This is a genomic window from Hymenobacter sp. UYCo722 (genome assembly GCF_040547115.1).
Lineage (GTDB): Bacteria > Bacteroidota > Bacteroidia > Cytophagales > Hymenobacteraceae > Hymenobacter.
The window spans coordinates 34,353-59,793 of record NZ_JBEPPC010000003.1; the positions used below are offsets into that span (position 1 = coordinate 34,353).

Sequence of the window (25,441 nt, forward strand, 5' to 3'; positions counted from 1 at the left end):
CTTTTACGCCGCCTTACTTAAGCTGAATTCCCAATGGACGCCTATTCCTATATCGCCAACGCCGACGCGGCGGCCATCGAAACCCTGTACCAGGCTTACCGTGAAAACCCCGAATCGGTGGATTTCGGCTGGCGTAAGTTTTTCGAAGGCTTTGATTTTTCGCAGCAGTTTCCGGAAGGTGCCCCCGTGTTGCCCGGTGCGGCCGCCAGCAGTCCCGCGGCCTCCAACGGCAGTGCCCTGACCACCACGGCCTCGCCCGCCCCCGGCCCACGCCCGCAGCCCGACGATTATGGGGTGCTCAACACGTCGGCTTCGACCAACAACGCCCCCGGCCTGGCCACCGGCGCACCCGCTTCGGATAAGGAAACGGCCGTGCGCAACCTCATCCACGCCTTTCGCAGCCGGGGTCATCTGCGCGCCAAAACCAACCCCGTGCGCGAGCGCAAAGACCGCAAGCCCCGCCTCGACCTGGCTGATTTCGGCCTGAGCGAAGCCGACCTCGACACCGCCTTCCGCAACGGCGAAGTGCTGGGCCTGGGCACCCAAGCCACCCTGCGCGACATTGTGACGGCGCTGGAAAAGATTTACACCGGCCCCATCGGCTTCGAGTACATGTACATCCGCGACCCGCAGGTGCTCGACTGGTTTCGCGAAAAGGTGGAGCGCGACTCGCTGGCGTTCAACCCCGGTGTGGAGTACAAGAAGCGCATTCTGAAGAAGCTGAACGAGGCTGTGGTGTTCGAGAACTTCCTGCACACCAAATTTCTGGGGCAGAAGCGCTTCTCGCTCGAAGGCGGCGAAACCACCATTCCGGCCCTCGATGCCATCATCGGCAAGGGGGCCGAGCTGGGCGTGAAAGAGGTGATGATTGGCATGGCCCACCGCGGCCGCCTGAACGTGCTGGCCAACATCATGGGCAAGACCTATGAGCAGATTTTCTCGGAGTTTGAAGGCACCGCCGTGCCCGACCTCACGATGGGCGACGGCGACGTGAAGTACCACATGGGCTACTCGTCGGAAGTGGAGGCCAGCGGCGGTCAGAAAGTGAACCTGAAGCTGGCCCCCAACCCCTCGCACCTGGAAGCGGTGAACCCGGTGGTGGAAGGCTTCGTGCGGGCCAAAATCGAGCATCAGTACGGCGGCGACTACCACCAGATTCTGCCCATCCTCATTCACGGCGACGCCGCGCTGGCCGGCCAAGGGATTGGCTACGAGTTGACCCAGATGTCGCAGCTGGAGGGCTACAAAACGGGCGGCACCATTCACTTCGTGATTAACAACCAGGTCGGTTTCACTACTGATTTTGAGGATGCCCGCTCGTCGATTTACTCGACGGATTTGGCTAAAATCATCGATGCGCCGGTCCTGCACGTGAACGGCGACAACCCCGAAGCCGTGGTGTTTGCCGTGCAGCTGGCCACCGAATACCGCCAGCAGTTCCACGCCGACATTTTTATTGATATGGTGTGCTACCGCCGCCACGGCCACAACGAGTCCGACGAGCCCAAGTTCACCCAGCCCACGCTCTACAACCTCATCTCGAAGCACCAGAACCCGCGCGAGGTGTACAATGCCATGCTGGTGCAGCGCGGCGACGTGGATGCCGAGCTGGCCACCCAGATGGACAAGGATTTCCGCGACACCCTACAGGCCCGCCTCGATTTGGTGAAGCAGAAAGCCCTGCCTTATAAGTACCAGGCCCTCGAAAATGAGTGGCGCAGCCTGCGCCGCAGCACGCCCGAGGATTTTGAGCAGTCGCCCGAAACCGGCATTACGGCCGAAACCGTGGAGCGCGTGGCCAAGGCCCTGACCACGATTCCCGACGGCTTCAAGCCCATCAAGCAGATTGATAACCTGCTGAAGGAGCGCCGCAAGATGTTCTACGAAACCCGCGTGCTGAACTGGGCCGCCGCCGAGCTGCTGGCCTACGGCTCGCTCCTCACCGAAAGCCATACCGTGCGCGTAAGCGGCCAGGACGTGCAGCGCGGCACGTTTTCGCACCGCCACGCGGTACTGCACGATGCCGAAACCTCGGCCCCGTACAACTCGCTCAACAACATCGACGGCGAGCACGAGCAGCTGAGCATCTATAACTCGCTGCTGAGCGAGTATGCGGTGCTGGGCTTCGAGTTTGGCTACGGCATGGCCAACCCCACGGCCCTGGTGGTGTGGGAAGCCCAGTTCGGCGACTTCGCCAACGGGGCCCAGACCATGATTGACCAGTTCGTGGTGAGCTCCGAAAGCAAGTGGCAGCGCATGAACGGCCTGGTAATGCTGCTGCCCCACGGCTACGAAGGCCAGGGCCCCGAGCACTCCAACGCCCGCCCCGAGCGGTTTTTGCAGCTCGCGGCCGAGAACAACATCGTGGTGGCCAACATCACGACGCCGGCCAACTTCTTCCACGCCCTGCGTCGGCAGCTGACGTGGAGCTTCCGCAAGCCGCTGGTGGTGATGTCGCCCAAGAGCATGCTGCGCCACCCATTGTGCGTGTCGCCGCTGGACGAGTTTACCGGCGGGCACTTCCGCGAGGTGCTGGGCGATAACTTCGCCGAGGCCAAAAAAGTGAAGCGCGTACTGCTGTGCTCGGGCAAGGTGTACTACGACCTGCTGGAGGAGCAGCGCAGCTCCGACCGCAAAGACGTGGCCATTGTGCGCCTCGAACAGCTGCACCCCTTCCCCAAAAAGCAGCTCGACGCCGAGCTGGCCAAGTACGGCAAAGCCAAAATTTACTGGGTGCAGGAAGAGCCCGAGAACATGGGCTACTGGAATTTCATGCTGCGCTACATGCGCCGTGAGCTGGAGGATGTGGTGGCGCGCAAGCCCTCGGCTTCGCCGGCCACCGGCTACAACAAAATCCACGTGAAGGAGCAGAAGGACCTTGTGGCCCGCGCCTTCGACAAGCCCAAAGAAGCCGTGGCCGATGCCAACATTAAAGCCACCGCCGAAGCAGCCAAGAAGCTGGACTAGCTTGGCGTGGTAAGCTTCAGCTGGCACCGCAGGGCCAGTCTGCGGCGCTCATCATCTTAATATTTCAAGAAAGACACTCTTTTCCGCCACCCCCGTTTATGGCCCTCGAAATCAAAATTCCCGCCGTTGGCGAATCCATCACCGAAGTCACGATTGCCAAGTGGCTGAAAAAAGACGGCGAGGCCGTGAAGCGTGACGAGGTTATTGCCGAGCTCGAATCGGACAAAGCCACGTTTGAGCTCCCCGCCGAGGCTGATGGCGTGCTGAAAATCCGCGTGGCGGAGGGCGAAACCATCGGCATCGGCACCGTGATTGCCGAGCTGGATGGCGCTGCCGCTGGTGCTACTCCGGCGGCCGCTGCTCCCGCGCCGGCCCCAGCCGCTGCCAGCGCCCCCGCTGCCGACCCCATCGCTAAAGGCGAGGAAAATCCCGCTGCCAGCGACCAGGCCGGCTACGGCGGCACGCCCGCCAGTGGTGCTGCGGCGGCCGCCCCGGCCGCTGCTCCCGCCACTGGCGGTGGCTCGGTCGAGATGAAAATTCCCACCGTGGGCGAATCCATTACGGAAGTAACGGTGGCCAAATGGCTGAAAGAAGACGGTGCCCAGGTGAACCGCGATGAGGTGATTGCCGAGCTCGAATCGGATAAGGCCACCTTTGAGCTGCCCGCCGAAGCGGCCGGCACCCTGCGCCACGCCGTGAAGGAGGGCGAAACCATCAGCATCGGCGCGGTGATTGCACGCATCGAAGGCGGTAGCGGCGCGGCTGCTTCGGCCCCGGTAGCGGCGGCGGCTCCGGCAGCTCCCGTGGCGGCGCTGGCTGCGGCCCCGGCTCCCGGGGGCGCGGCTACTTATGCAACCGGTGTGCCCTCACCGGCCGCTGGCAAGATGCTTGATGAGAAAGGAATTGCCGCTGCCGATGTAACCGGTACCGGCCGCGATGGCCGCATTACCAAGGAAGACGCGCAGAATGCCCAGGCCCGGCCGGCCGCGCCGGCCCCAGCAGCTGCGGCGGCAGCGCCCGCGAGCCAGGCACCAAGCCCCAACAACCAGGTGCCAGCCGCCGGTAGCCGCGAAGTGCGCCGCGAGCGCATGAGCAACCTGCGCAAAACGGTGGCCCGCCGCCTCGTGACGGTGAAAAACGAAACGGCCATGCTCACCACCTTCAACGAGGTGAACATGCAGCCCATCATGGACCTGCGCAACAAGTTCAAAGACAAGTTCAAGGAGAAGAATGGGGTGGGCCTGGGCTTCATGTCCTTCTTCACCAAAGCGGTTTGTATTGCCCTGAAGGAGTGGCCCGCCGTGAATGCCCAGATTGACGGTACCGACATTGTGTATGCCGATTTCTGCGACATCAGCATCGCCGTATCGGCCCCGAAAGGGCTGGTGGTGCCCGTGATTCGCAACGCCGAGCAGCTCAGCTTCGAAGGCATTGAGAAGGAAGTGGTGCGGCTGGCCACGCTGGCCCGCGACAACAAGCTCACCATCGAGCAGATGACGGGCGGCACGTTCACCATCACCAACGGTGGCGTGTTCGGGTCCATGCTGAGCACGCCGATTATTAATGCGCCGCAGTCGGCCATTCTGGGGATGCACAACATCATTCAGCGGCCTATTGCCGAAAACGGACAAGTGGTGATTCGCCCCATGATGTACCTGGCCCTGAGCTACGACCACCGCATCATCGATGGCCGCGAGTCGGTTTCATTTTTGGTGCGCCTGAAAGAGCTGCTCGAAGAGCCGACCCGCATGATGTTCGGCGTGTAGCCGAGAGAATGCTTTTGGAAGTTGAAAATGCCGTTCTGCTAGCAGAACGGCATTTTTTATGAACATCGGCGTCGCCTGTCGTCGCTCAGCAGGCAGGCCTGGTGTGATATGAATACAACTCCTGTTGAATACGTTGCTGCTGCAACCGTCGGTAAAAGGAGGCCTGCGAAGCCAGCATAGCGGTTGTGCCAGCGGCCTACACGTTGATAAGCTGGACATTGGCGCAATGAGCAACGGAAGGTTTCGTAGCCCCGCTTTCAACCCTGGTTCCGGGGCTGCGTTATGGCCTTACACCACCATTATTTCTACGCTTTCATGAAACAAACTAAATTTAAATCCAAATCGCGGCCGGCCAGGTTCTGGCCCACCTTAGGCTTTGCTGCCCTGGCCGGTATGCGCAGCATGAGCGCCCCGGCATTGCTTAGCCACTACCTTTCCCGCAACCCCTCGTGGCTTCTACTAAACTCGCCGTTGCGCCTGCTGCAAAAGCCGCTGGTGGCTAGCGGTTTCAGGCTGGCAGCCGCTGGTGAGATGGTGATGGATAAGTTGCCTTCCACGCCCAACCGCATTGCGCCGCCGGCGCTGGTTGGCCGCCTGCTGTCGGGCGCGCTGGTAGGGGCGGCGCTGTACAAATCGCGCGAAGGGAACACCGCCACCGGAGCCATTGTGGGGGGGCTGGGAGCTGTGGTGGCCACTTTTGTCAGCTATGCGCTGCGGATGGGCATCAGCAAACAGGCCAATTGGCCCGTTGCGGCCGTGGGGGTGGGCGAAGATGCGCTGGTACTTAGCAGTGGAGCCGCATTGCTGAAGGCGCAGCCCAGCCACCGCTAACGACAGCACGCTCCCGGATGGGCCATCGAATGGTGGCGGTCCGGGAGCGTGCTGTCGTTAGCGGGGGATAGTGGTTTAATCAACCGGCAGCGGGTGGTAGTGCAGCATGCCTTCAACCAGGGCAGCGGCCACCTGGCGGGCTACCGATTTGGCACGGCCGGCGCACCGGCCGGCAAACCGCTCTTCCACGGCGGCATCGAAGAGCTGCACCCAGCGGTTGTGGTGCGAAGTGGAGCGGGGCAGGGCCAGGTGTGAGGGCACCGGCCGGGGCGCAGCGACGGGCCGGGTCGAAAGCAGTTCCGTCGCCCAAAACTCGTAGAAGCTGGTGAGGTGGCGGGGCCAGTACACGTGCGCCGCCGCCCGGAAGGCGGGGGCCAGCAGCTCATCGTGGTTGGCCTTGTGGTAGAAAGCATCTACCAGGGTCTGCACGTCGCGCGCAGACTCGATATCGGGCAGGGGAGTCGTGATGTCGGACATGGTGATGGTGGGAATGGATGACTAAGGTACGCCCATACGCAACATCAGAGCAAACGGTTGCGCAATTATTTTGGTGCAACTTTTTTGCCGCCCAGTACTACCAGGCCCACGGCCAGCACAATCAGGGCCGCGCCGCCCAGCATTTGCGGATTCAGCACTTCGCCGGCGAAAGCCCAGCCCAGCAGCACCGCCACCACGGGGTTCACGAAGGCGTAGGTGCCGGCCAGGGCGGGCTCTACGGCCCGGAGTAGCCAGATATAGGCTGAGAAAGCGACAATGGACCCCAGGGTAACCAAGTACCCAAATGCCAGCCACGACTTGGCCGTGACCTGCGCCAGGGTGAAGCCATCGGCCTCGCCGCGTACTAGGCCCACTACCAGCATGGCCGCGCCGCCGCACAGCATCTGCATACCACCCGAGGTGAAAGGCGAAACCGCCGGCTGGTGATTCTTGGCATAGAGCGAGCCGATGGACCACACCAGCGAAGCCAGCAGCACCACAGAAATGCCCAGGCCCTGATGGCCCGGTACTTTCACGGCGGTGGTAGTGGGGTGCGCGGCCAGCAGGTACATGCCCGCCATGCCCGCGCCCAGGCCCAACGCCACCCACTTCGTGGGCCGGGGCGATACGCCGCTCAGCCACCCCAGCACTGCCAGAAACATGGGTACCGTGGCCACCAGCAGCGCCGTGATGCCGCTAGGCAAATACACGACCCCTAACGTGGTGCCGCCATTGCCGAAACCTAGCAGACACACCCCAATCAGGGCCCCGTAGGCCCAGCCGCGCCGCGTGGGGGCGGGTTCGCCCCGCCAGCGCATGAAGCCGTAAAGCAGGCCGCCGGCCAGCCCGTAGCGGGTGCCAGCCATGAGCAGCGGCGGCATGCTGGCCACGGCAAACTTCATGACCAAGTAGGTGGAGCCCCAAATGAGGTAGACGAGCGCAAAAGCGGTAAACAGCGCGGCCCGCGAAGGCGTGGCGGTAGAGGATGAAGCAGGCATAAAATCACGAAGTGCTGCTGCAAAACTACGTCGTCTTATCGCGGACGGGTCCGCGTAGCGTAAAGTTCGCGCGGCGGAAACGCCCGCCTTGCGCCTTGCTGTTGTTGCTTTGCATGATGAACAAAGCGAAATTTCCGCTCACGCTGCTGGTGTTGCTGGCGCTGTTGAACCCTGCCGCTGCCCAGCTGCTCCAGCCCAAGCCCGCTGCCTACACCCGCGCCGACTCGTTGCGCGGCAGCCTCACCACGCCGCTGCGTACCTGCTACGATATCAATTACTACCACCTCGATGTGCGGCTGGACCCGGCTAAGCGCTTCATCAGCGGCTCCAACCTCTTCCGCTTCATGGCCACGCAGGATTTCACCCGGCTGCAGTTCGACCTCTTTGCCAACCTACAAGTCGAGAAGGTACTGTATAAAGGCCAGGAAGTGCCCTTCACCCGCGAGGCCAATGCCGTGTTCGTCACCTTCCCGAAGGCCATTGCTAAAGGCAGCCGCGACGAGTTTACCGTGTACTACTCCGGCAACCCTACGGTGGCCAAAAAAGCGCCCTGGGATGGCGGTATGGTCTTCACGACCGATGCGGCGGGCCAGCCCTGGGTCGCTACCGCCTGCCAGGGCACGGGAGCCAGCATCTGGTGGCCCACCAAGGACCAGCAGGCTGACGAGGTGGACTCCATGCTCATCAGCATCAGCGTGCCCAACGGCCTGAAGGACGTTTCGAACGGCCGCCTGCGCAAAACCACCAAGCTGAAAGACGGCTACACCCGCTTCGACTGGGCCGTGCGCAACCCCATCAACAACTACGACGTGGCCCTGAACGTGGGCGACTACCAGCATTTTTCGGACTTGTACCAGGGCGAAAAAGGACCCCTCACGCTCGACTACTGGGTGTTGCCCGAAAACCTGGCCAAGGCTAAAACCCAGTTCGCCGCCAACGTGAAACCCATGCTCAAGAGCATGGAGTCGTGGTTCGGCCCGTACCCGTGGTATCAGGATGGCTACAAATTGGTGGATGCCCCGCACCTCGGCATGGAGCACCAGAGTGCCGTGGCCTACGGCAACAAGTACCAGAATGGCTACCTTGGCCGCGACCGTAGCAACACCGGCTGGGGGCTGAAGTGGGACTTTATCATCATCCACGAGAGCGGCCACGAGTGGTTCGGCAACAACATCACCACCCAGGACATTGCCGATATGTGGGTGCACGAAAGCTTCACCACCTACTCGGAGGCCCTGTTCGTGGAAAGCCAGTTTGGCAAGCAGGCCGGCCAGGAGTACATCCACGGCCAGCGCCGCAACATCTCGAACGATGAGCCCATCATCGGCCCCTACGGCGTGAACAAGGAGGGTTCCGGCGACATGTACGACAAGGGCAGCGCCCTGCTGAACACCCTCCGCACCATCCTTAACGACGACGCGAAGTGGCGGCAGCTGCTGCGCGGCCTCTCGGCCAAATTCTATCACCAGACCGTGACGGGCCAGCAGGTAATCGACTACCTCAACCGCGAAAGCGGCCGGGACTTCACTAAAATATTCGACCAGTACCTGCGCCACGCCAGCATTCCCACGCTGGAAATCCGCTTTGAGGACGGCAAAACCCTGGCCCGCTGGGTGAGCGAGGTAGAGAAGTTCGACATGCCGGTACGCGTGCGGCTCAAGGGCGGCGAGTACCGGTTTATCACGCCCACCGCACGGTTTGCGCCCATCCCGGAGTTGGCCGGGGCCAATAAGGAAACGCTGGAAGTAGACACGTTCAACTACTACATCGGCGTGCTGATGGACTAGCGGAAGTCCTAGCTAGTTATGAGCTCCGACCGCAATGGCCGGCTCCTTGTCCTGGCCCACGCGGCCCAGGTGCGTGTCGCGGAAGCCGGTTGTGTATTTGAGGCCGTAGCCCAGCAGCCGGTCTACCGCACTGTGAAAGAAAAGCACCGTGCCCGCCAACTCCAGCATCGGTTGGCCGAGCCACCAGCCCGCGAGCCCCACCGCCACGGCCAGCGCCTTGTGGTGGGCGAAATTGTAGCAAGCGGCACCCACGCGCGGCCCGGCCAGGTAGCCGGCCATGCTCAGGTCGGGGAGCAGGAAGGCGGCGGGGAGTACCCACCACGCGTAGGGTAAGCGAGAAAAGAGGACCAGGGCGAACAGGGCTTCGGCGAGTTCTTCGAGTTTCAGCAGATTTTTCATCGGCGCGGAGAGCGGATAAGGGGGTGACGTTGAATACCTCAAAATTCCGTCTGCTCAGACCCGCCCAACGATAACAAAAGCTAAGAAATGCGCTGCTCCGCGCATGCCAGGCATCGCCCCGTTTACTGGCCCCGATTACGCGCCACCCGCCCCCGAATGCGGCTTAGCGAGACGGGCGTTACGCCGAGGTAATTGGCCACCAGGTGCTGCGGGATGCGCTCGAGAATCTTGGTTTTGCCGCTGGCCAGCAGCGCGCGGTAGCGCTCCTCGGGCGAGAGCAGCAGGTGCTCGACCAGGCGGGCATCGGTGCCGAGCAGGTGGTATTCGGCCAGTAGGCGGCCGAACCGCTCGTACACCGGCCGCTCGTCGTAGAGCCGGCGCAGCAGCGCGTAGTCGAAGACGACCAGCTCCGTGTCGGTGAGCGCCTGAATGCTGAGCTGGCTGGCTTGGCCGGTCAGGCAGCCGGAGTAATCGGCCAGCAGGTGGTTTTCGAAGAAGAAGTAGGTAGTGCGCTCCTCGCCGTCGGGCCGGGGGTAGTAGAGGCGGCAGCTGCCACTGAGCAGCAACGCCAGCTCGGAGCGGCGCTCGCCGGCCTGCACAAAATGCTCGCCGCGAGCCAGGTGGCACGGGCGCAGGGCCTCGGCCAGCGGCTGCCAGTCGGCGTCCGTCAGGGTGGGCACAAAGCGGTGGAGATAAGCGCGCAGCGGATGCATGGAGGCGAAGGGCTTGGGGCAGTAAGTGGGTGAGGCTGCTAAAGTAGGGGCAACCCCACCCAGTGAAGGCCGCCCCGGCCTCATCCAAGCCAGCACGGTGCCTTCCGCTAAGGCCATGTTTTACCTGTGGCCTGCCAAAGGCGGTGTTACCTTTGCGCAGCTTCATCAACGCGCTACTCATGAATCAATACGACGTCACCGTCATCGGCTCCGGTCCCGGGGGCTATGTAGCGGCCATCCGCTGCGCCCAACTCGGCCTTAAAACGGCCCTTATTGAGAAATACCCCACCTTAGGCGGCACCTGCCTCAACGTCGGCTGCATCCCCAGCAAGGCCCTGCTCGACTCGTCCGAGCACTACCACAACGCCCATTCGGTGTTCGCCGAGCACGGCATCGGCCTCGACAACCTGACCGTGGACATGAACCGCATGATTGACCGCAAGGCCGGCGTGGTTAAGGCCAACGTGGAGGGCATCGGCTACCTGATGAAGAAAAACAAAATCGACGTGCTCACCGGCCTCGGCTCGTTCGTTGATAAAACCCACATCAGCATCGCGCCCACCGAGGGCGGCGAGGCCCAGACCATTGAAACCAAGAACGTCATCATCGCCACTGGCTCCAAGCCCACGGTGCTGCCGTTTATTGCCCAGGATAAGGAGCGCATCATCACCAGCACCGAGGCCCTGAATATCCGCGAAGTGCCCCGGCACATGGTCGTGATTGGCGGCGGCGTAATCGGCCTCGAAATGGCCTCCATCTACGCCCGCCTCGGCGCGAAAGTATCGGTGGTGGAGTACCTCGATTCGCTCATCCCGACCATGGACCGCGGCCTGGGCAAGGAGCTCAAGCGCGTGCTGGGCAAAATCGGCATCGAGTTTTTCCTGAGCCACAAAGTAACCGGGGCCACCCGCGAGGGCGACAGCGTGACCGTGACCGCCCTCAACCCGAAAGGGGAGGAGGTGAAATTTGAGGGCGACTACTGCTTGGTGGCCGTGGGCCGCGGGCCCTACACCGCTGGCCTCAACCTCGAAGCCGCCGGCATCGAAATGGAGGAGCGCGGCCGCATCAAGGTCGATGCCCACCTGCAAACCAACGTGCCCGGCATCTACGCCATCGGCGACGTAATTCGGGGGGCCATGCTGGCCCACAAGGCCGAGGAGGAAGGGGTGTTCGTGGCCGAAACCATCGTGGGTCAGAAGCCGCACATCAACTACCTGCTCATCCCCGGCGTGGTGTACACCTGGCCCGAAGTGGCCGGCGTGGGCTACACTGAGGAGCAACTCAAGGAGCAGGGCAAGGCCTACAAAGTGGGCTCGTTCCCCTTCAAAGCCAGCGGCCGGGCCCGCGCCAGCGGCGACACCGACGGCTTCGTGAAGGTGTTGGCCGACAAAACCACCGACGAAATCCTGGGCGTCCACATGATTGGGCCGCGCATCGCCGACCTCATCGCCGAAGCCGTGACCGCCATGGAGTTTCGCGCCTCCGCCGAGGACGTGGCCCGCATGAGCCACTCGCACCCCACCTACGCCGAGGCCATGAAAGAAGCCTGCCTGGCCGCCACCGAGAATCGGGCGATTCATATGTAATCCCGCTCTCGCGGCAGAAACGAAAAAGAGGCTGAAGCTACGGGCGCTTCAGCCTCTTTTTGCTTCGCGGTACGGCGAGTTAAATCTTGATTCTCAACGTGACTTCCTTGCCCGCGTAGGCTTGCAGGCCATTGAGCTGCTGGACGATGGTGGCGAGCCAGGTTGGCTGCTGGCTGCGGTCGGCGTAAATTTCGCTGTCGTATTTATCCTGCATGGCCTGCGTTTCGGTCATGATTTGACGGGAAATGGCCTCCTGCTTCTGCTCCAGCTCTTTGGTATCGGCTACTTGCTCCTGAATGGCTTTGGTGAAGCGGCGAGCGGCGATTTCGGTAATGTCGAAGTGGCCCTGCTCGTGGGCCAGGGTCCGCGCAGGGTCTTGCTTGCCTTTGAAGTAGGAGTTCTGGCAGTCGAACACCGTTTCGACAATGAACTGCACTTTGCCTTGGAACAAGCGCCCGGAGTAGTGGTAGCGAAACCCGCTGCTCGTAGCTGCTTCGAAGGGCCGGCTGTCGGTGCTGGCCTTGAAATCGGCGGGCGTGAGCCGGCGCGTGGCGTTCCAGACTATCTCCTGCTCGTAAGGGACTAAGTCGGCCACCCGCAACGCTTTGGCCTTAATGCGGTGACAAGTGCTCCAGTTGTTGGGTAGTTGGTGCTCGTAAATTTTCAGCACGTTGGCACCAATCTTTTGCGCCTCTTTGGTGGCCAGCGCAATCACCGTTTCGTAATCGCAGCTGAGCGTCAGCCCAGCATCTTTTATTTCAATGTCGCCCACCTCTTCCGCAGGGCCGGTAAACGTGTCGGTTTCTTTAATCACCACAAAACCCGGTGCGGCCGTAACGGGGTGGGGGCTTTGGACAGCTTGGGTGATGACACGAGGCGAGCAGGCCGACAGCACGAGGACTAGGCCTGCAACAGTACATTTCAGGTAGAAAACAGGAATAAAGCGCATGGTTGGACTACTCAATTATTTCGGCAGTAAATAACGCGCAGTTTACAGCTAGTTCTCACGATACAGCCCCAGACAATACCCGGAAATGCCGCTCCTGCCGCTTCCGCCGCCCCGCCAGCTGCTTCCGGACCACAAGCACCTTCGCGTTCGGACGCCCGGCGCGCTAGTGCAGCCGATAGCCGACCAACAGCGAGTAGCGGTCGAACCCGGAGCCTAGCTGCTTGGAAAGGAGAAAGCCATTGCTGTACTCGTAGCGAGCCTCAACGGACATCTTTTTGAAGCTGCCCCCAATGCCGGCTATCAGGCCTTGCTCGTAGCGACGCAGGTCGGGGAACAGTGCGGTGGTAGCCGTGCGCTCCGAGGAATAGAAGGTCTGGCGCACAGTTTTTTCCGACTTAGCCCGCACAGCGTAGGCGTTGGATATGCCGGCATTGATGAAAATGGCCCCGGCACCCAGCGGCTGAGTAAATCGTAGCAGCGTGTTGAGCTTTAGGTAGGCCAGCTCCAGCGCAACGGTAGTGCTGCTGTAATTGTTGATGGAGATAAAGTCGTTACGGCTGCCGGAACTCTTGAAAGCGGTGAACAGCAGGTCATTATTAAGCGAAAAATGACCCAGGTTGCCGGGCAGCGAAACGTAGTAGTACAGCCCCCCGGTGGGTCCCGTCTGGGTGTAGCTGTCGAACGTTGGGTACGCGGGATTTGTGACGTCGCTGAAGCTGGGGTTGGTGCGGGAAACACCCGCAAGCAGGCCAAACTGGTGCGTCGTTTTGCTGCGGTGCTGGAAGGCGAGGGGCCGGCTGGTACAGGCGTAGTAATCGGCAAACGTGCGTTGGAGACTGCTGGCGAGGTAGCGCGTCCCTTTCAGCCGCCGTGGAGGCTATCACCCGGTTACCTACCCCGCGCGCGGTGGGCCGGTACGAACTGATGTTTTGCTCGATTAGGAGCAACATCACCATCACACTGCGTCCTCCCGCCGGGGCGTTCCCGATATCGTTATAAGAGCCCGCTACCCGGCCCTGAAAACCCTCGGACTCGCCCGCAACAGCCAAGGAATGGCCGCTTGCCCGGCAGCCGAAACGCGCATCACAACCAAAAGGGCCACCCGCGCGGGCAGCCCTTTGGGTAGCAGTTGCTGACGCAGCGGCGGTTACTTCACAAAGCGCCGCGTGATGGCCGGTGCGTTCGCGTCGGCAACGGTGAGGGTGTAGATACCGGCGGGAAGCCCGGCCACGTCCACGGTAGCGGTGGGGGCGAGGGTGCCGCTGGCCACCCGCTGGCCCAGGCCGTTGCGAATTTCGTAGGGCTGGCCGGCCAGCGCCAGGCCGTCGGCGAGGGTAAGCTGGTCGACAACGGGGTTGGGGTAGATTTGCAGGGCGGCGGTGCGGGCGCTGGTAGTGGCCAGGGCCCGGGCTCCGACCTTGGTGATGCGGACCCAGTTGAGGTTGTAGCCGCCGGTCTGAGCAAACACGCCAAAGTTGTAGGTGCCGGCGTTCACGTTCACGGTTTTCGACACGGTGGTCCAGTTCTGCCAGCCGCCGGTGCCGGGCACGGCCGTGTTGCCAAAAGCAATCGAGCCCGCGTTCAAATCCGAGGAAATGGTGCCGCCGCCGGCCCCGCTGGCAACCCGGTATTCGATGGTATAGCTACCGCTGGTGGGGAAGTTGATGGCGTTCCAGACCAGGTAGTCGTCGGCATCGATGTAGCCCATATCCTGGCCGCCACCGGCGTCGGAGCAGGCTTCGACCACCATGCCGTTGTTCACGTTGGCGGCTTCCGCTTCCAACTGCCGGCTAAAGGCGGGCGCAGCATTCGTGAGCTGGTACACTCGCACATAATCCACGCTCATGGTGGCGGGCAGCTTGCTTTCGTCCACGGTCTGGCCGGGCCAGTCGCCGGCCACGGCTAGGTTCAGGAGCAGAAAAAAGGGCTTTTGAAACTCCTCGGTGCCGCCCGTGCCGTTGGTAATCGTGATTTCGTGGTACTTGGTGCCATCCACGAACCAGCGGATGTAATTTGGCGTCCACTCGATGCTGTAGACGTGGTACACGTTGGGCGCGGTGGCGATGTTGCCGCCGTACTGAGCGTGGCCGTTGCTGTCCCAGTGCACAGTGCCGTAGCAGCGGCTGTCGGCGTTTATTTGTTCTAAAATGTCGATTTCGCCGCAATACGGCCAGCCCACGGTGTTGATGTTGCTGCCCAGCATCCAGAACGCCGGCCACAGCCCCTGCCCCAGCGGCGTTTTAATGCGCGCTTCCATGCGCCCAAAGGCAAACTGCTTCAGTCCCTGGGTTTTCAGGCGGGCCGAGGTGTAGGGCATGCCGCCCACGCTCTGCCGGCGGGCCGTGATTTGCAGCTCGCCGTTCGCCACCGTGGCATTGGCGGCCTGGTAGTACTGCTTTTCGTTGTTGCCCCAGCCGCCGCCGCCGGTTTCAAAGGCCCAGTTGGAGGTGTTCACGGCCGTGCCGTTGAATTCGTCGGCCCACACCTGCTGGTAGGTTTGGGCGTGGGCGGTGGCGCAGGTTAGCGCCAGCGTGGCCGCCAGAAGCAGCCGGGTATAAGTTGGTTTCATAGGGTTGGAGTGGGTTTGGAAATGGGTAAGAAATGGGTCAGGGAAGACGAAGAAGGAAGCTCCGAGCCGGCCCCGTGTTGCCGTTGACGATACCGTGTTGCAGCGATTCGAACGCCGCCGGAATGCCCGCTTTTTGGAGTTGATTTCTGCCGCAAGCTAGCGGCATTTTTGCCAGATGTAAAGCCCAGTTCCAGGGCTGGTGCGACGGTTGCCCATCAGCTGCACGCTTACGGCACACGCTAGCCAGCAATGTTTTATAGCGCTGGGGAAACTGCTGGCCCGGCTCTATTCGCTATAAGGGGGAATGGTGCCGGAAGCAGCCGGGAGCGCAAAGCGCCCGCGGCCTTCGGTTAAAAAACAATCCCGGTTCCAGTTAATTTTTCGGCGTTTCAAACCCGTATTTCCTGGGTTAAAATCAGACTTGAAATTATGCCGTGCTTTCCTGTAGCGCTTTGCGGCCACTCTGGTACTGGCAATGGCCTGGGAAGCAAAGCTTTTAAATCAGACTGGTGAAGCCGGGCCGGAGCATTTTAGCGGGCCCCACGAATTTATTCCTTCGGATTTTCGACAACCTTCGGGCCCGGCCTTGCGAATACCCTGTTCCGTACCTGCGCTGCGCCGGCTAGGCTCCGCATTGGTCGCTCAAGCTACTTTCTCCCATGGCCTTTCCGCTTCAATTCCTGCTCGAAACCTTTGTAAGCTCCACGCTCATGCCTAAAGCCAAGAAAAAACACTCGAAAAAAGACGCGGCCTCGGAAGACCTTCTGGACTTGGCCCAGGCTTCGCTGAAGAAATTCCGGAAGGTGACCCGCGAAATCGGCAAGCTCAGCACCGGACAGAAACTGGTGGGCGGGCTGGCGCTGGCCGCCGCCGGCCTCACCTACCTCGCCGCCCGCGACAGCCAAGACGAGGCCAGCACGCCCACGCCTACCGTCGACCCACCCCGCACCATCGCCGCCGAAGCGGAGCCTACGTCGCCTGCCCCGCGCAAACATCCCAAGCGCGCCCGCTTTGCCGCGGAAGAGTAGAGCCGGTAATTTTTACTCATCATCCAACCCATTTCCGCCATGAAAAAGACCAAGGACAAAACCAAAAAGACCAAAGCCGGCAAAAAAACCACCCTGCTGAGCGGGGCCGCCAAATCTATCAAGAACCTGCGTAAAAGCAAGCTCAGCACCACCCAGAAAGTACTGGGCGGCGCTGCCCTCATGGCCCTGGGTGTTGGTTACCTGGCCAAACGCCTGAACGGCAACGACCTGCCCGCCCGCCCCGACGCCACCACGACTGCCGATGCCGACGCGGCCGAAAGCAGCCTAGCCGCCATGGACGCCAACGCCTAGCGCCCCGGGGAGTACGTTCCCCAATTCTAGTTCAAGTAGTCGCGCAAAAGTACTTAGCCTCGCATCAGTGCAAAGGAAAGCCCCGCCCGCAGCTTTAGCAGCTGGGAGCGGGGCTTTTTTAGTAGCTGTTCGGGCGCTTACTCGGCGGCCGGAGCAGCCGGCGCGGCGGCTGGGGGTGGGGTGGCACCACCCATTCGTACGCGCACGGCGTTGGGGCCTTTGGGGCCCATCTCCACTTCAAACGTCACCTTGTCGTTTTCGCCAATGGTGAGGCCGCCCAAGGCGTTGGCGTGCACAAAAATGCTCTCCTGCGTCTGCGAGTCGCGGATGAAGCCATAGCCCTTCGACGAGTTGAAGAACGTGACGCTGCCGGTGCGCTGCGTGTCTTCGGGCTCGCGGTCTTCCTGCTTGGCCACACTGATGCGAATGTCCTCGTCTTTGATGACGCGCTTCTTGGTGGGGTCGGGCGGGGTGGAGGTGATGTTGCCGTTTTCATCAACGTAGGCAAACATTTCTTCCAGGGCCGCGCCGGATTTGGCGTTGGCCTGACGCTCTACTTTGCGCTCCTCCTTCTCTGTCTTCTTCTTTGCGCGCTTCTTCTCGTTGTCTTTCTTACCAAATGTCTCTTGAGACCTACCCATAGTTTTTTGCTGCTAAATCTGTTGTGCCCGGCCCTCTCTGCCGGAGCAGTAAAAGCGCGCGGACGGGTGTATTGTTGCGAAGATACGCAATATACAAAGGCCGTGGCAGGATGACGCTATTATAGAATAGCCCAACGGCTCTTTCGCCAGGCATCCTGCTGCGCGGGCGTGAGAAAAGTCCAGGCCACGAGGCGGCTTTTCTTCTGGCCCTGAGCCATTTCGATGGTGCGTACTTCGGTAGCCCCGGCCGTTTTCAGGGCGCGGTATACGCCGGGCAGGGTTTCTTTTTTCGACACCAGCGACGTGAACCAGTAGGCGGTGCGGGGCCGCCGGCCGCTTTCCTGCACCATGCGCCGGATGAACGCCGCTTCGCCGCCCTCGCACCACAGCTCGTTGTTCTGGCCCCCGAAGTTCAGCACCGGCCGGGGGCTGCGCCCGGTACCCAGGCTGCTGGTTTTGCGCTGCGAGCCGGCCGCCGCCGCCGCCGCCGAAGCGTGGAACGGCGGGTTGCACATTGTGAGGTCGAACAGCTCGCCGGCCTGGATGAGGCCGTCGAAGATGCGGGTGCGGGCCGGCTGCAGGCGCGCTTCGATGGCCCCGGCCAGCGTGGGGTTGGCGGCCTCAATCTGCTGGGCGGCGCGCACGGCCACGCCGTCGATGTCGGAGCCTACGAAGTGCCAGCCGTATTCACGCCGGCCGATGATGGGGTAGATGCAATTGGCCCCCACGCCCACGTCGAGCACCGTGATTTCTTCGCCGGGCGGCAGCACCCCGCCGTTGCTTTCGGCCAGCAAGTCGGCCAGGTAATGCACGTAATCGGCCCGGCCGGGAATGGGCGGGCACAGGTAGCCCTTCGGAATATCCCAGTGTTCGACGCCGTAGAAGTGTTTCAGCAGGGCGCGGTTTAAGGCTTTTACGGCGGCTGGGTCGGCGAAATCAATCGACAGGCTGCCGTAGGGGTTGGGCCGTACGAAGGCCGCCAGCGCCGGGGTTACTTTGCTAAGCAGCGGGAAGTCGTAGGGCGCACGGTGCGGATTGCGCGGGTGCAGCTGGTCTTTTTCGGCGGGCACAGCTGGCGCGGGGGGAGGGGAGGGGTTTTTCATGGGAAAACAGACATTGGAATGTCATGCAGAGCGGAGCATCTCGCTTGTGGTTGTAAATCAATCGTTACAGCGTCATGAATTAGTGGTGGCGAACGAGATGCTTCGCTGCGCTCTGCATGACGTTTTGTATTACGACGTTTTGTACAGATACCAGCCCTCGCCCAGCGGCCGCAGCACGATGAGCCCGTTGGGCGACATGGTCGGCAAGCTACCAGCCTCGGGCTGATAGAGCAAGCCCACCGAGCTGTTGGTTTTGCCGCCAATCACGAAGGCCAGGCAGCTACCGCAGGCGGGAGCCCGGCGCGTGACGCGGCTAAGAAACAGCCGCCGCAGCAGCGCGTGCACGGCGGGGTCGGCGTTGGCGGCCTGCTCGGCGGCGGGCTCGTTGGGGCCGGGCAGGGTGGGGGCGAAGAACTTGCCCGCCTGCACCCGGCGCAGCAGCTTCTGGAAATCGGTGCGGTGGCGGCGGAAGTGGGTGGCAATGTCGGCGTCGGCGCTAGTCCAGAGGCGCAGGTTGCCCACCGTGAAGGCGTGGCTGGCGTCGGGGTGCTTGCGGTTGTAGTTGGCCACCTCGGCGGGCGGCAGGCCCGTGAGCAGGGCTACCATGGGCGGGCCCAGGTGCGTCATGGCCAGCGAGCGAATGGCTCCCAGCTTCCAGCCCGTGCTATCGTGCCGGAAGTGCAGGTAGAAGTCGCGCCGGCTGGTTGGGTCGCGCAGCTCTACCGCCACCACGGCCGTAGCCGAATCCTGCCCAATTAGCTCACAACGGCGGTTTTGCTGCTGCGGAATCTGCTGGCCCAAGGTCTGCTTTTTGGCTTGCCCGGCTACTTCGCAGCACAGGTAGTCCTGCATCTCGGGCCAGCCGGTGGGGGCCACAAACTGCTCGGCAATTTGGAGGGGCGGGAGCGTGGGCGGGGCCAACAAAGCGCCGGTGAGCCACGGCAAAAGCAGCACGAGTAAGTATTTCATCCGGAAGCTAACGGCAAAACAGCCGGCTTAAATTCCGGGAGGCGACGCAATATGCGTCCGTTTCTTATTTCTTTGCCCCATGAATCAACGACAGCGCCGGTATGTGCAATGGGCTCTGATTCTAGTGCTATCGGCCCCGCTGCTGGCCACCAGCACGCCGCCGCTCACTCACCAGCAGTATGTGGAAGACTTCGATTTCTTCTGGCAAACTATCCGGGACAATTACGGCTACTTCGCTCAAAAGCAAACCGACTGGACCCGCGTGCGCACCAGCTACCGCGCCCAGGCCGACACCCTGAGTAGCCGCCGGGCCTTTGTACGGCTGCTCGAAAATGCCCTGGCCGAACTTTACGACAACCACGCCGGCCTTGGTACCAACCGGCTCGATTCGCGCCGCCTCGTGCCCACCGGCACCGACGTATGGGCCACCTTCGTCAAGGGCCAGGCGGTGGTGCAGCAGGTGCGCGCGGGGTATGGGGCCGAGCGCGCGGGCCTGCGCCCCGGGGCCGTCATCGACACCGTGAATGGCATGCCTGTGGCCGCGGCTATGCGGCCCTTTTTGCCCCAAAGCCTACGCGCTCCCGAACCCGCCGCCCGCGATTTCGCCCTAGGCCAGCTGCTGGCCGGCGACCATCGCACCCCGCGCGAATGGCGCGGGCAGGCCGGTGGCCGCTCGTTCGTGATGCAGCCCGACGTGCCCACGCCGCTGCTCGAAACCTCCCGGTATGCGGCCCGCCTCGATGTGCGCCGCCTAGACGCGGCTGGCCACATCGGCTACCTGAAAATCAACAACAGCTTGGGCGATAACCGCCTGATTGCGCAATTCGATAGTGCCCTGACGAGCCTGCAAAACACCCAAAGCCTGGTGCTCGACCTGCGCGAAACGCCCAGCGGGGGCAACAGCACCGTGGCCCGCGCCATCATGGGCCGTTTCATCGGGCGCGAAGCCCCTTACCAGCGCCACGAGTTGCCCAACGAGGAAGCCCGAACTGGCGTGCCCCGCCGCTGGCTGGAGCTGGTGGCCCCGCGCGGCCCGCGCTACACCAAGCCCGTGGCCATACTGGTGGGCCGCTGGACCGGCAGCATGGGCGAAGGCCTGGCTATCGGTTTTGATGCGCTGGGCCGGGCCACCGTGGTGGGCACCGAAATGGCTCGGCTGCGTGGGGCCATCTACTCCTACAAGCTGCCGCACTCCGGCATTGGCTTTAGCTTTCCCGTCGAGCGGCTGTACCACGTCAATGGTCAGCCGCGCGAGGCGTACCGGCCGCAGGTGTACGTTGATTTAGGGCCGGGCAGTAAAAACAATTCAACCAGCGCCGACCCGGTTTTGCAGGTGGCGCTGGCGGTGCTGAAAAAGCAGTAGCAGCTATCTAATGCCAGCTACCGGCGCGGGGCCGGGCCTTTGCCGCGCCCGGCCGGGCGGCTGCCCGTGCCCGAACCGGTGCTTTTGGGCCTGGCCGAACCACCCGTGCCCGCACTTTTGGGGCGCGCCGGGCCCCCGGCCCCGGGGCCTTTCGGCCGCGTGCCGAGGCTGCCCGACCGGCTTGGGCCACCCGGCCCGGCCTTGGCCGGGCGCTTGCTGCCGGGCGTGGTTTTGCCGCCGGCCGCTTCTTTTTCGGGGCGCGGGCCCCACCAGCCGGTGCCCGAGGGGTTGAACATGGTGGGTGGGCCCGGCTTGCGGGGGCGCGGCTTGCCGGGCTGGCTGTCGGGGCCAGTGGCAGTGGCCGCCGCTTTGCCGGCCGGGGCCTTGCCGCCGCGCCGGCCGCCCGAGGCTTCTTCGGTGCCGCTCGATTTGGCCACCATCTTCATGATGCCGGCCAGCTCTTCGGGCGTCAGCTCGCGCCAGTCGCCCACGGGCAGGCCCTTCAGGCTCACGTTCATGATGCGCACGCGCTCCAGTCTCACGACTTCGTAGCCAAAATGCTCCACCATGCGCCGAATCTGGCGATTCAGGCCCTGCACTAGCGTGATGCGGAAGATGTAGGGCGTTTCTTTCTGAATAACGCACTTCTTGGTCACTGCTCCCAGCATGGGAATGCCGGCGGCCATTTCGTCCAGCATGCGGTCCGTTAGAATGCGGTCGACGGTCACCACGTACTCCTTTTCGTGCTGGTTGCCGGCCCGCAGAATCTTGTTCACGATGTCGCCGTCGCTGGTCAGAAAAATCAGGCCCGACGAGTCTTTATCCAGCCGGCCGATGGGGAACACGCGGGCGGCGTGGTTCACGTAATCGACGATGTTGCCGCGCACGCCCGGCTCCGAAGTGCTGGTGATGCCCACCGGCTTGTTGAAGGCCAGGTATACGGCATCTTCGGCCTGGCGGGGTTCCAGCTTGTGGCCGTTCACGCTCACGCGGTCGCGCGGGCCCACCTGGTCGCCAATCTGGGCGGGCTTGCCATTCAGCAGCACGGCCCCTTCGGCAATGTAGCGGTCAGCTTCGCGACGCGAGCACAGCCCGCTTTCGCTGATGAATTTATTGAGGCGAATGGAGGAGCTGGACGGCATAAGGCGCGGCGAATGAAGAAAAAGGAAACGCTGAAACCCAAGCAACGCGGGAAGCGAACACCGCAAAGGTACGCCTAGAGGTAGGGGCGGGGCTTGCCCCGCCCGGGCGCTCGCACCATTGCACCGATTGCGCCCGACGGTTACGAACGCCCGGGCGGGGGCAAGCCCCGCCCCTACTTCATTGCGAACCCCGGGCAACCCGCGCCGCTACCGCTCGTTAGCTCATACACGCATTCCATCCAACTATCATTTCTTTCGATGTCTGATAAACCCACCATTTTCCCGCCCCAGAGCCAGGACGCGGGGGCCGGCCACCCCGGCCTCGAATTTAAGATGACGCCCGAGCCCGAGTTCATCCGGCCCGGCTACAAGGGCGCCGACAAGCTGAAGGGCAAAGTGGCCCTCATCACGGGCGGCGACTCGGGCATTGGCCGGGCCGTGGCCGTGCATTTTGCCGTCGAAGGGGCCGACGTGGCCATCTGCTACTTCCCCACCGAGCAGCAGGATGCCGAAAAGGTGCGTGACCTCGTGACGGCCCACGGACGCCGCTGTTTGCTGCTACCCGGCGACCTGAAATCTCCGGCCTTCTGCCAGGAAATCGTGGACCGCACCGTAGCCGAGCTGGGCGGGCTCAATATTCTGGTGAACAACGCGGCCGAGCAGAACTGGCACGACTCGCTGGAAGAAATCAAGGACGAGGAGCTCGACAGCATCTTCAACCTTAATATTATTGCCATGTTCCGCATCGCGCGGGCCGCCGTGAAGCACCTCAAGGAGGGCGATTCCATCATCAACACCGCTTCGGTGAACGGTTTCAAGGGCAATGAGATGCTTCTTGACTACACGTCGACCAAAGGGGCCATCACGGCCTTCACGCGGGCGCTGTCGCTGCAGCTCATCAAGAAGGGTATTCGGGTGAACTCGGTAGCCCCCGGGCCCATCTGGACGCCGTTCATCACCGGTATCGGGCTGCTGAAGCTGCCGCTGTTCGGCCACGACGTGCCGATGGGCCGCGCCGGCCAGCCTTCGGAAGTAGCCCCGTCCTACGTGTTTCTGGCTTCGGAAGACGCCTCTTACTTCTCGGGCCAGACGCTGCACCCCAACGGTGGCTCGGTGGTGAATGCCTAGGGCAACTGCTGCATAACCCCGTGGCAAGCCCCGCCGTATCAGCCCCTAAAAATGGCTACACCGCCGTTTTACACTTCTTTAGTACCCTTCACATGAACATCAAACTCCTGGGCCTGTTGGCCGCCGCCACGCTGGCCACCGCTTCCTGCACGCAGGACAAAAAGGTTGAGACCGCCACAACTACTACGCCCGAAACCGTTACCACGACGACGACCACCACGACCGTAGACACCGTGGCCGTGCACGACGAAGCCCGCCGTCTCGCCGCCCGGATGGCCGAAGACCTCAAGCTGACCGACCCGGCCGTGGTTACCCGCATCGAGCGTACTTACTACACCCGCGGCCAGCGCCTGGGCGAAGCCAACAACCGCTACGTGACCGACACGGTAGGCCGCTACACTACGCTGCGTCAGATTAACGACGACGCGGACAACGAAATCCGCACCGACCTCAATAACCCCGGCTACTACAATTCCTACTCGGCCAACCGTGCCAATTACGGCGACGGCCCCTATTCGCTGGCTCCCGGCACGGTAACTACCACTTCATCGGCCACTACCGTGCGTCGTGGCAGCGTGGGCCAGGGTTCGGGCATTAAGAAGATGGAAAACCAGAACGACGGTGATAAGAAAACCAAGTACGAGAATGGCGCGAAAATCAAGCGCAACGACGACGGCTCGGTGAAAATCAAAATGGCCGACGGCACGAAAGTGAAAATCGATGAAAACGGGCATCGTACCGTGAAAAAGGGCCTATTTAAGTAAGCCCGGCCGCAATCACAAAGAAGCCCGCTCCTGACTCAGGAGCGGGCTTCTTTGTGTGCGTCAGGTGCCGGCTCAGTCCCCGTGGATAATCTGCCACGTGTGGTGCTCGAGGTGCAGCGCATAGTCGCTGATAAGCCAGTGCAGGGTGGTTGGATTGCCGTTCAGAGTCAGGTACTCGTGCGCGAGCAGGTGGGGCGGCAGGCGGTCGATGAGGTGTATGATGAGGTTGTTCAGGCTGGTCCAGAGGGCGAGCAGGTCGGCACAAGGAAAGTGCTGGTAGTCGGCCGCGCGCACCCAGGCATCCTGGTCGTAGGGGCGCAGCTGGTGGGGTGGCGGGGCCAGGCAGGCACCCACGATGCGGCGGTGGTTGTTCAGGGCCGAATCGATGAGGTGGCCCAGAATTTCCTTGCGGCTCCAGCGGCCGGGACCGGGGTGGACGCTGAGTTCCAGCTCGGAGCAGGTATCCCAAAAATCGGTCAGCAGGATAAGCTGCTGGCGCAGCTGAGCCTGGCTTTCGGCCAGAGGTGGGGTGGTAACAGTCGGGTAGTAGACGGCCATAACGGTTACGATAAGGCGGCGCGGGCCGCATATTCCGGAATACTAAAAGTACGTACGGAAGCTGATTTACCATCAACGAAATCGGCTGGCCAGCGGATTTTGCTGCCTTACAGCCGCATCGACCAGCTGGCCCCCGTGAACGGCCCGTACGTGTAGGGCGCAAACTGCCCACGCCGGTACCAGGGCTTGGGGTGCGGCAGCATTCGGAAGCCGGTTCCTTGCGCCGCTGAGGTGCTATCGGCCGGGAGCTGCACGCGGGTGCGGCCGTTGCGCACGGCAATTTTGGCGAAGGCGTAGCCCAGCGCGATGCCCACTGGGTAGTCGCTGGCCCAGTGCACGCCGTTGTTGAGCATGGCGTAGCCGAGCAGGCCCATCAGCGAGTAGCCCACGGGGCGCACGAAGCGGTATTCGGGGTAGTTTTCGGCGATGACCGTAACCGTGGCCATCGCCGTAGCCAGGTGGCCGGTGGGGAAGGCGTCGTAGTTGGGTACGAAGCTTTGGTAGGTGCTGTAGGCGGGAAACGGGTTCCACTCGCCCCGGGGCTGGGTGGCCACGTAGGGGCTTTGGCGGCCGGTGAGGCGCTTCATGGTTTGCACCACTAAGCCGGTGCTGAAAATGGCCTCGCCGAGCTGGCTGGAGGTGCGCAGGGCGCGGTTATCCTTCTTCACGCCGCCGTAAATCCAGAAGCTGCTGGCCACGGCCAGGTGCGTCCAGCCATCGCCGAGGTAATAAAAAGTGCTGTTGAGGTTGTCGGGCACGTTAAACTCGAAGGGCAGGTTGGCCGAGCCCACGCGGAAGGGGATGTATACCAGTGTTTTCTGGGTGCTGGCCGCCTTCAGATTGATAAAACGACCAAACTGCTGCGCGCCATCCAGCAGCACCTGGTCGAAGGCCCACAGCGCCACCGAGCTGGCCGCGAGGCCCAGTAGCGTCTCCTTGTTCGCAGACCGAAACGCGAATTTTGGGAACTGGCCCAAATCGCGCGGAATGTGGTAGGCCCAGCTGAAGGCCTTGGTGTTGTCGTAGTGCCAGGTCACGCCCGGGGCCACGGTGTAGTCGGTAATGCGGCCGCTGGCGTCGCGCGGGTGGATGTGGGGCGGCGTTGCAGTGCGGGCTGCGGCCAGGGCAGCTGGTTTTGGGGGTGCCTGGGTGGTATCGGCGACTACGCAGAGGGTATCCGTAAAAACCGGTGCGGTGGGAGCCGCGTGAGCACTGCCGACCGCCAGACTGAAAAATAGAGGGGCAAACAGCCGCCAGGAGCGGCAAGGGGTAAAAAACGACACGTAATTAATCAACTAATTAATAATGAGCTTGCCGCGGTAGTTTTTTCGGCAAGCAGGGATAGCAGTGGAATCAGCCAGGGAAGGCGGAATCGGCGAACAAGGCCGCAA

General features: G+C 62.4%; 23 protein-coding genes. 10 read left to right on the forward strand and 13 right to left on the reverse strand.

The features are described from left to right. Positions 1-33: 33 nt before the first annotated feature. From ABIB44_RS09740 to ABIB44_RS09750, 3 genes are all read left to right on the forward strand, one after another. Positions 34-2,967, forward strand: a complete 2,934-nt coding sequence (locus ABIB44_RS09740) for a 2-oxoglutarate dehydrogenase E1 component (protein ID WP_354584463.1) — start codon at positions 34-36, stop codon at positions 2,965-2,967. A gap of 98 nt (positions 2,968-3,065) precedes the next feature. After that, on the forward strand, positions 3,066-4,733 hold the full coding sequence (odhB, locus tag ABIB44_RS09745; protein ID WP_354584464.1) for a 2-oxoglutarate dehydrogenase complex dihydrolipoyllysine-residue succinyltransferase: 1,668 nt from the start codon (positions 3,066-3,068) through the stop codon (positions 4,731-4,733). Between the two features lie 315 nt (positions 4,734-5,048). Beyond that, the gene (locus ABIB44_RS09750) at positions 5,049-5,564 is read left to right on the forward strand and encodes a DUF4126 family protein (protein WP_354584465.1); all 516 of its coding nucleotides are present in this window, start codon (positions 5,049-5,051) and stop codon (positions 5,562-5,564) included. A 75-nt stretch (positions 5,565-5,639) separates the two neighbouring features. On the opposite strand, the gene ABIB44_RS09755 is transcribed toward ABIB44_RS09750, so the two are convergent. Both ABIB44_RS09755 and ABIB44_RS09760 read right to left on the reverse strand, forming a co-directional pair. Next, on the reverse strand, positions 5,640-6,041 hold the full coding sequence (locus tag ABIB44_RS09755) for a group III truncated hemoglobin (RefSeq protein WP_354584466.1): 402 nt from the start codon (positions 6,039-6,041) through the stop codon (positions 5,640-5,642). 65 nt (positions 6,042-6,106) lie between these two features. After that, a complete protein-coding gene (locus ABIB44_RS09760; RefSeq protein WP_354584467.1) occupies positions 6,107-7,039 on the reverse strand; it encodes an EamA family transporter in 933 nt (310 codons plus the stop codon). A gap of 113 nt (positions 7,040-7,152) precedes the next feature. Between ABIB44_RS09760 and ABIB44_RS09765 the strand changes: the two genes are divergently transcribed. After that, on the forward strand, positions 7,153-8,826 hold the full coding sequence (locus ABIB44_RS09765) for a M1 family metallopeptidase (protein ID WP_354584468.1): 1,674 nt from the start codon (positions 7,153-7,155) through the stop codon (positions 8,824-8,826). 12 nt (positions 8,827-8,838) lie between these two features. Here the strand turns inward: ABIB44_RS09765 and ABIB44_RS09770 are convergent, their stop codons facing one another. Continuing rightward, the gene (locus tag ABIB44_RS09770; RefSeq protein ID WP_354584469.1) at positions 8,839-9,225 is read right to left on the reverse strand and encodes a DUF4260 domain-containing protein; all 387 of its coding nucleotides are present in this window, start codon (positions 9,223-9,225) and stop codon (positions 8,839-8,841) included. Between the two features lie 122 nt (positions 9,226-9,347). Then, positions 9,348-9,905, reverse strand: coding sequence for a Crp/Fnr family transcriptional regulator (locus ABIB44_RS09775; RefSeq protein ID WP_354584470.1), 558 nt, complete (start codon positions 9,903-9,905; stop codon positions 9,348-9,350). A 212-nt stretch (positions 9,906-10,117) separates the two neighbouring features. Here ABIB44_RS09775 and lpdA point away from each other — a divergent pair, with 212 nt between their 5' ends. Next, entirely contained in the window at positions 10,118-11,524 is a 1,407-nt protein-coding gene (lpdA, locus tag ABIB44_RS09780) for a dihydrolipoyl dehydrogenase (protein WP_354584471.1), read from the forward strand. Positions 11,525-11,603: 79 nt separating this feature from the next. Here the strand turns inward: lpdA and ABIB44_RS09785 are convergent, their stop codons facing one another. The 3 genes from ABIB44_RS09785 to ABIB44_RS09795 all read right to left on the reverse strand — a co-directional run bounded on the left by ABIB44_RS09785 (position 11,604) and on the right by ABIB44_RS09795 (position 15,042). Beyond that, on the reverse strand, positions 11,604-12,473 hold the full coding sequence (locus ABIB44_RS09785; RefSeq protein ID WP_354584472.1) for a DUF922 domain-containing protein: 870 nt from the start codon (positions 12,471-12,473) through the stop codon (positions 11,604-11,606). A gap of 163 nt (positions 12,474-12,636) precedes the next feature. Further along, positions 12,637-12,855 carry a hypothetical protein gene (locus ABIB44_RS09790; RefSeq protein ID WP_354584473.1) on the reverse strand — a complete coding sequence of 73 codons (219 nt, stop codon included), beginning with the start codon at positions 12,853-12,855 and terminating at the stop codon, positions 12,637-12,639. Between the two features lie 765 nt (positions 12,856-13,620). Next, positions 13,621-15,042 (reverse strand): carbohydrate-binding protein, encoded by a 1,422-nt coding sequence (locus ABIB44_RS09795; RefSeq protein ID WP_354584474.1) that lies wholly within the window; start codon positions 15,040-15,042, stop codon positions 13,621-13,623. Between the two features lie 659 nt (positions 15,043-15,701). Here ABIB44_RS09795 and ABIB44_RS09800 point away from each other — a divergent pair. Continuing rightward, positions 15,702-16,070: a hypothetical protein gene (locus ABIB44_RS09800; protein ID WP_354584475.1), complete on the forward strand. Its 369-nt coding sequence runs from the start codon at positions 15,702-15,704 to the stop codon at positions 16,068-16,070. Positions 16,071-16,109: 39 nt separating this feature from the next. Further along, positions 16,110-16,382: a hypothetical protein gene (locus ABIB44_RS09805; protein WP_354584476.1), complete on the forward strand. Its 273-nt coding sequence runs from the start codon at positions 16,110-16,112 to the stop codon at positions 16,380-16,382. A gap of 137 nt (positions 16,383-16,519) precedes the next feature. Here the strand turns inward: ABIB44_RS09805 and ABIB44_RS09810 are convergent, their stop codons facing one another. The 3 genes from ABIB44_RS09810 to ABIB44_RS09820 all read right to left on the reverse strand — a co-directional run bounded on the left by ABIB44_RS09810 (position 16,520) and on the right by ABIB44_RS09820 (position 19,095). Further along, positions 16,520-17,023, reverse strand: coding sequence for a cold-shock protein (locus tag ABIB44_RS09810; RefSeq protein WP_354584477.1), 504 nt, complete (start codon positions 17,021-17,023; stop codon positions 16,520-16,522). Between the two features lie 119 nt (positions 17,024-17,142). After that, positions 17,143-18,126 carry a 23S rRNA (adenine(1618)-N(6))-methyltransferase RlmF gene (rlmF, locus tag ABIB44_RS09815; protein ID WP_354584478.1) on the reverse strand — a complete coding sequence of 328 codons (984 nt, stop codon included), beginning with the start codon at positions 18,124-18,126 and terminating at the stop codon, positions 17,143-17,145. A gap of 129 nt (positions 18,127-18,255) precedes the next feature. Further along, positions 18,256-19,095 (reverse strand): hypothetical protein, encoded by an 840-nt coding sequence (locus ABIB44_RS09820; protein WP_354584479.1) that lies wholly within the window; start codon positions 19,093-19,095, stop codon positions 18,256-18,258. A gap of 79 nt (positions 19,096-19,174) precedes the next feature. Between ABIB44_RS09820 and ABIB44_RS09825 the strand changes: the two genes are divergently transcribed. Beyond that, positions 19,175-20,458 carry a S41 family peptidase gene (locus tag ABIB44_RS09825; protein ID WP_354584480.1) on the forward strand — a complete coding sequence of 428 codons (1,284 nt, stop codon included), beginning with the start codon at positions 19,175-19,177 and terminating at the stop codon, positions 20,456-20,458. Positions 20,459-20,475: 17 nt separating this feature from the next. Here ABIB44_RS09825 and rluF read toward each other — a convergent pair whose 3' ends face one another. After that, positions 20,476-21,600 carry a 23S rRNA pseudouridine(2604) synthase RluF gene (rluF, locus tag ABIB44_RS09830; RefSeq protein WP_354584481.1) on the reverse strand — a complete coding sequence of 375 codons (1,125 nt, stop codon included), beginning with the start codon at positions 21,598-21,600 and terminating at the stop codon, positions 20,476-20,478. 258 nt (positions 21,601-21,858) lie between these two features. On the opposite strand from rluF, the gene ABIB44_RS09835 reads away from it, so the two are divergent. Further along, a complete protein-coding gene (locus ABIB44_RS09835) occupies positions 21,859-22,728 on the forward strand; it encodes an SDR family oxidoreductase (protein ID WP_354584482.1) in 870 nt (289 codons plus the stop codon). 92 nt (positions 22,729-22,820) lie between these two features. Continuing rightward, on the forward strand, positions 22,821-23,492 hold the full coding sequence (locus tag ABIB44_RS09840) for a hypothetical protein (protein WP_354584483.1): 672 nt from the start codon (positions 22,821-22,823) through the stop codon (positions 23,490-23,492). A gap of 72 nt (positions 23,493-23,564) precedes the next feature. Here ABIB44_RS09840 and ABIB44_RS09845 read toward each other — a convergent pair whose 3' ends face one another. Then, complete coding sequence (locus ABIB44_RS09845; protein WP_354584484.1) at positions 23,565-24,050, reverse strand: DinB family protein; 486 nt, start codon at positions 24,048-24,050, stop codon at positions 23,565-23,567. 107 nt (positions 24,051-24,157) lie between these two features. Continuing rightward, positions 24,158-25,333 (reverse strand): phosphatase PAP2 family protein, encoded by a 1,176-nt coding sequence (locus ABIB44_RS09850; protein WP_354584485.1) that lies wholly within the window; start codon positions 25,331-25,333, stop codon positions 24,158-24,160. Positions 25,334-25,441 lie beyond the last annotated feature (108 nt).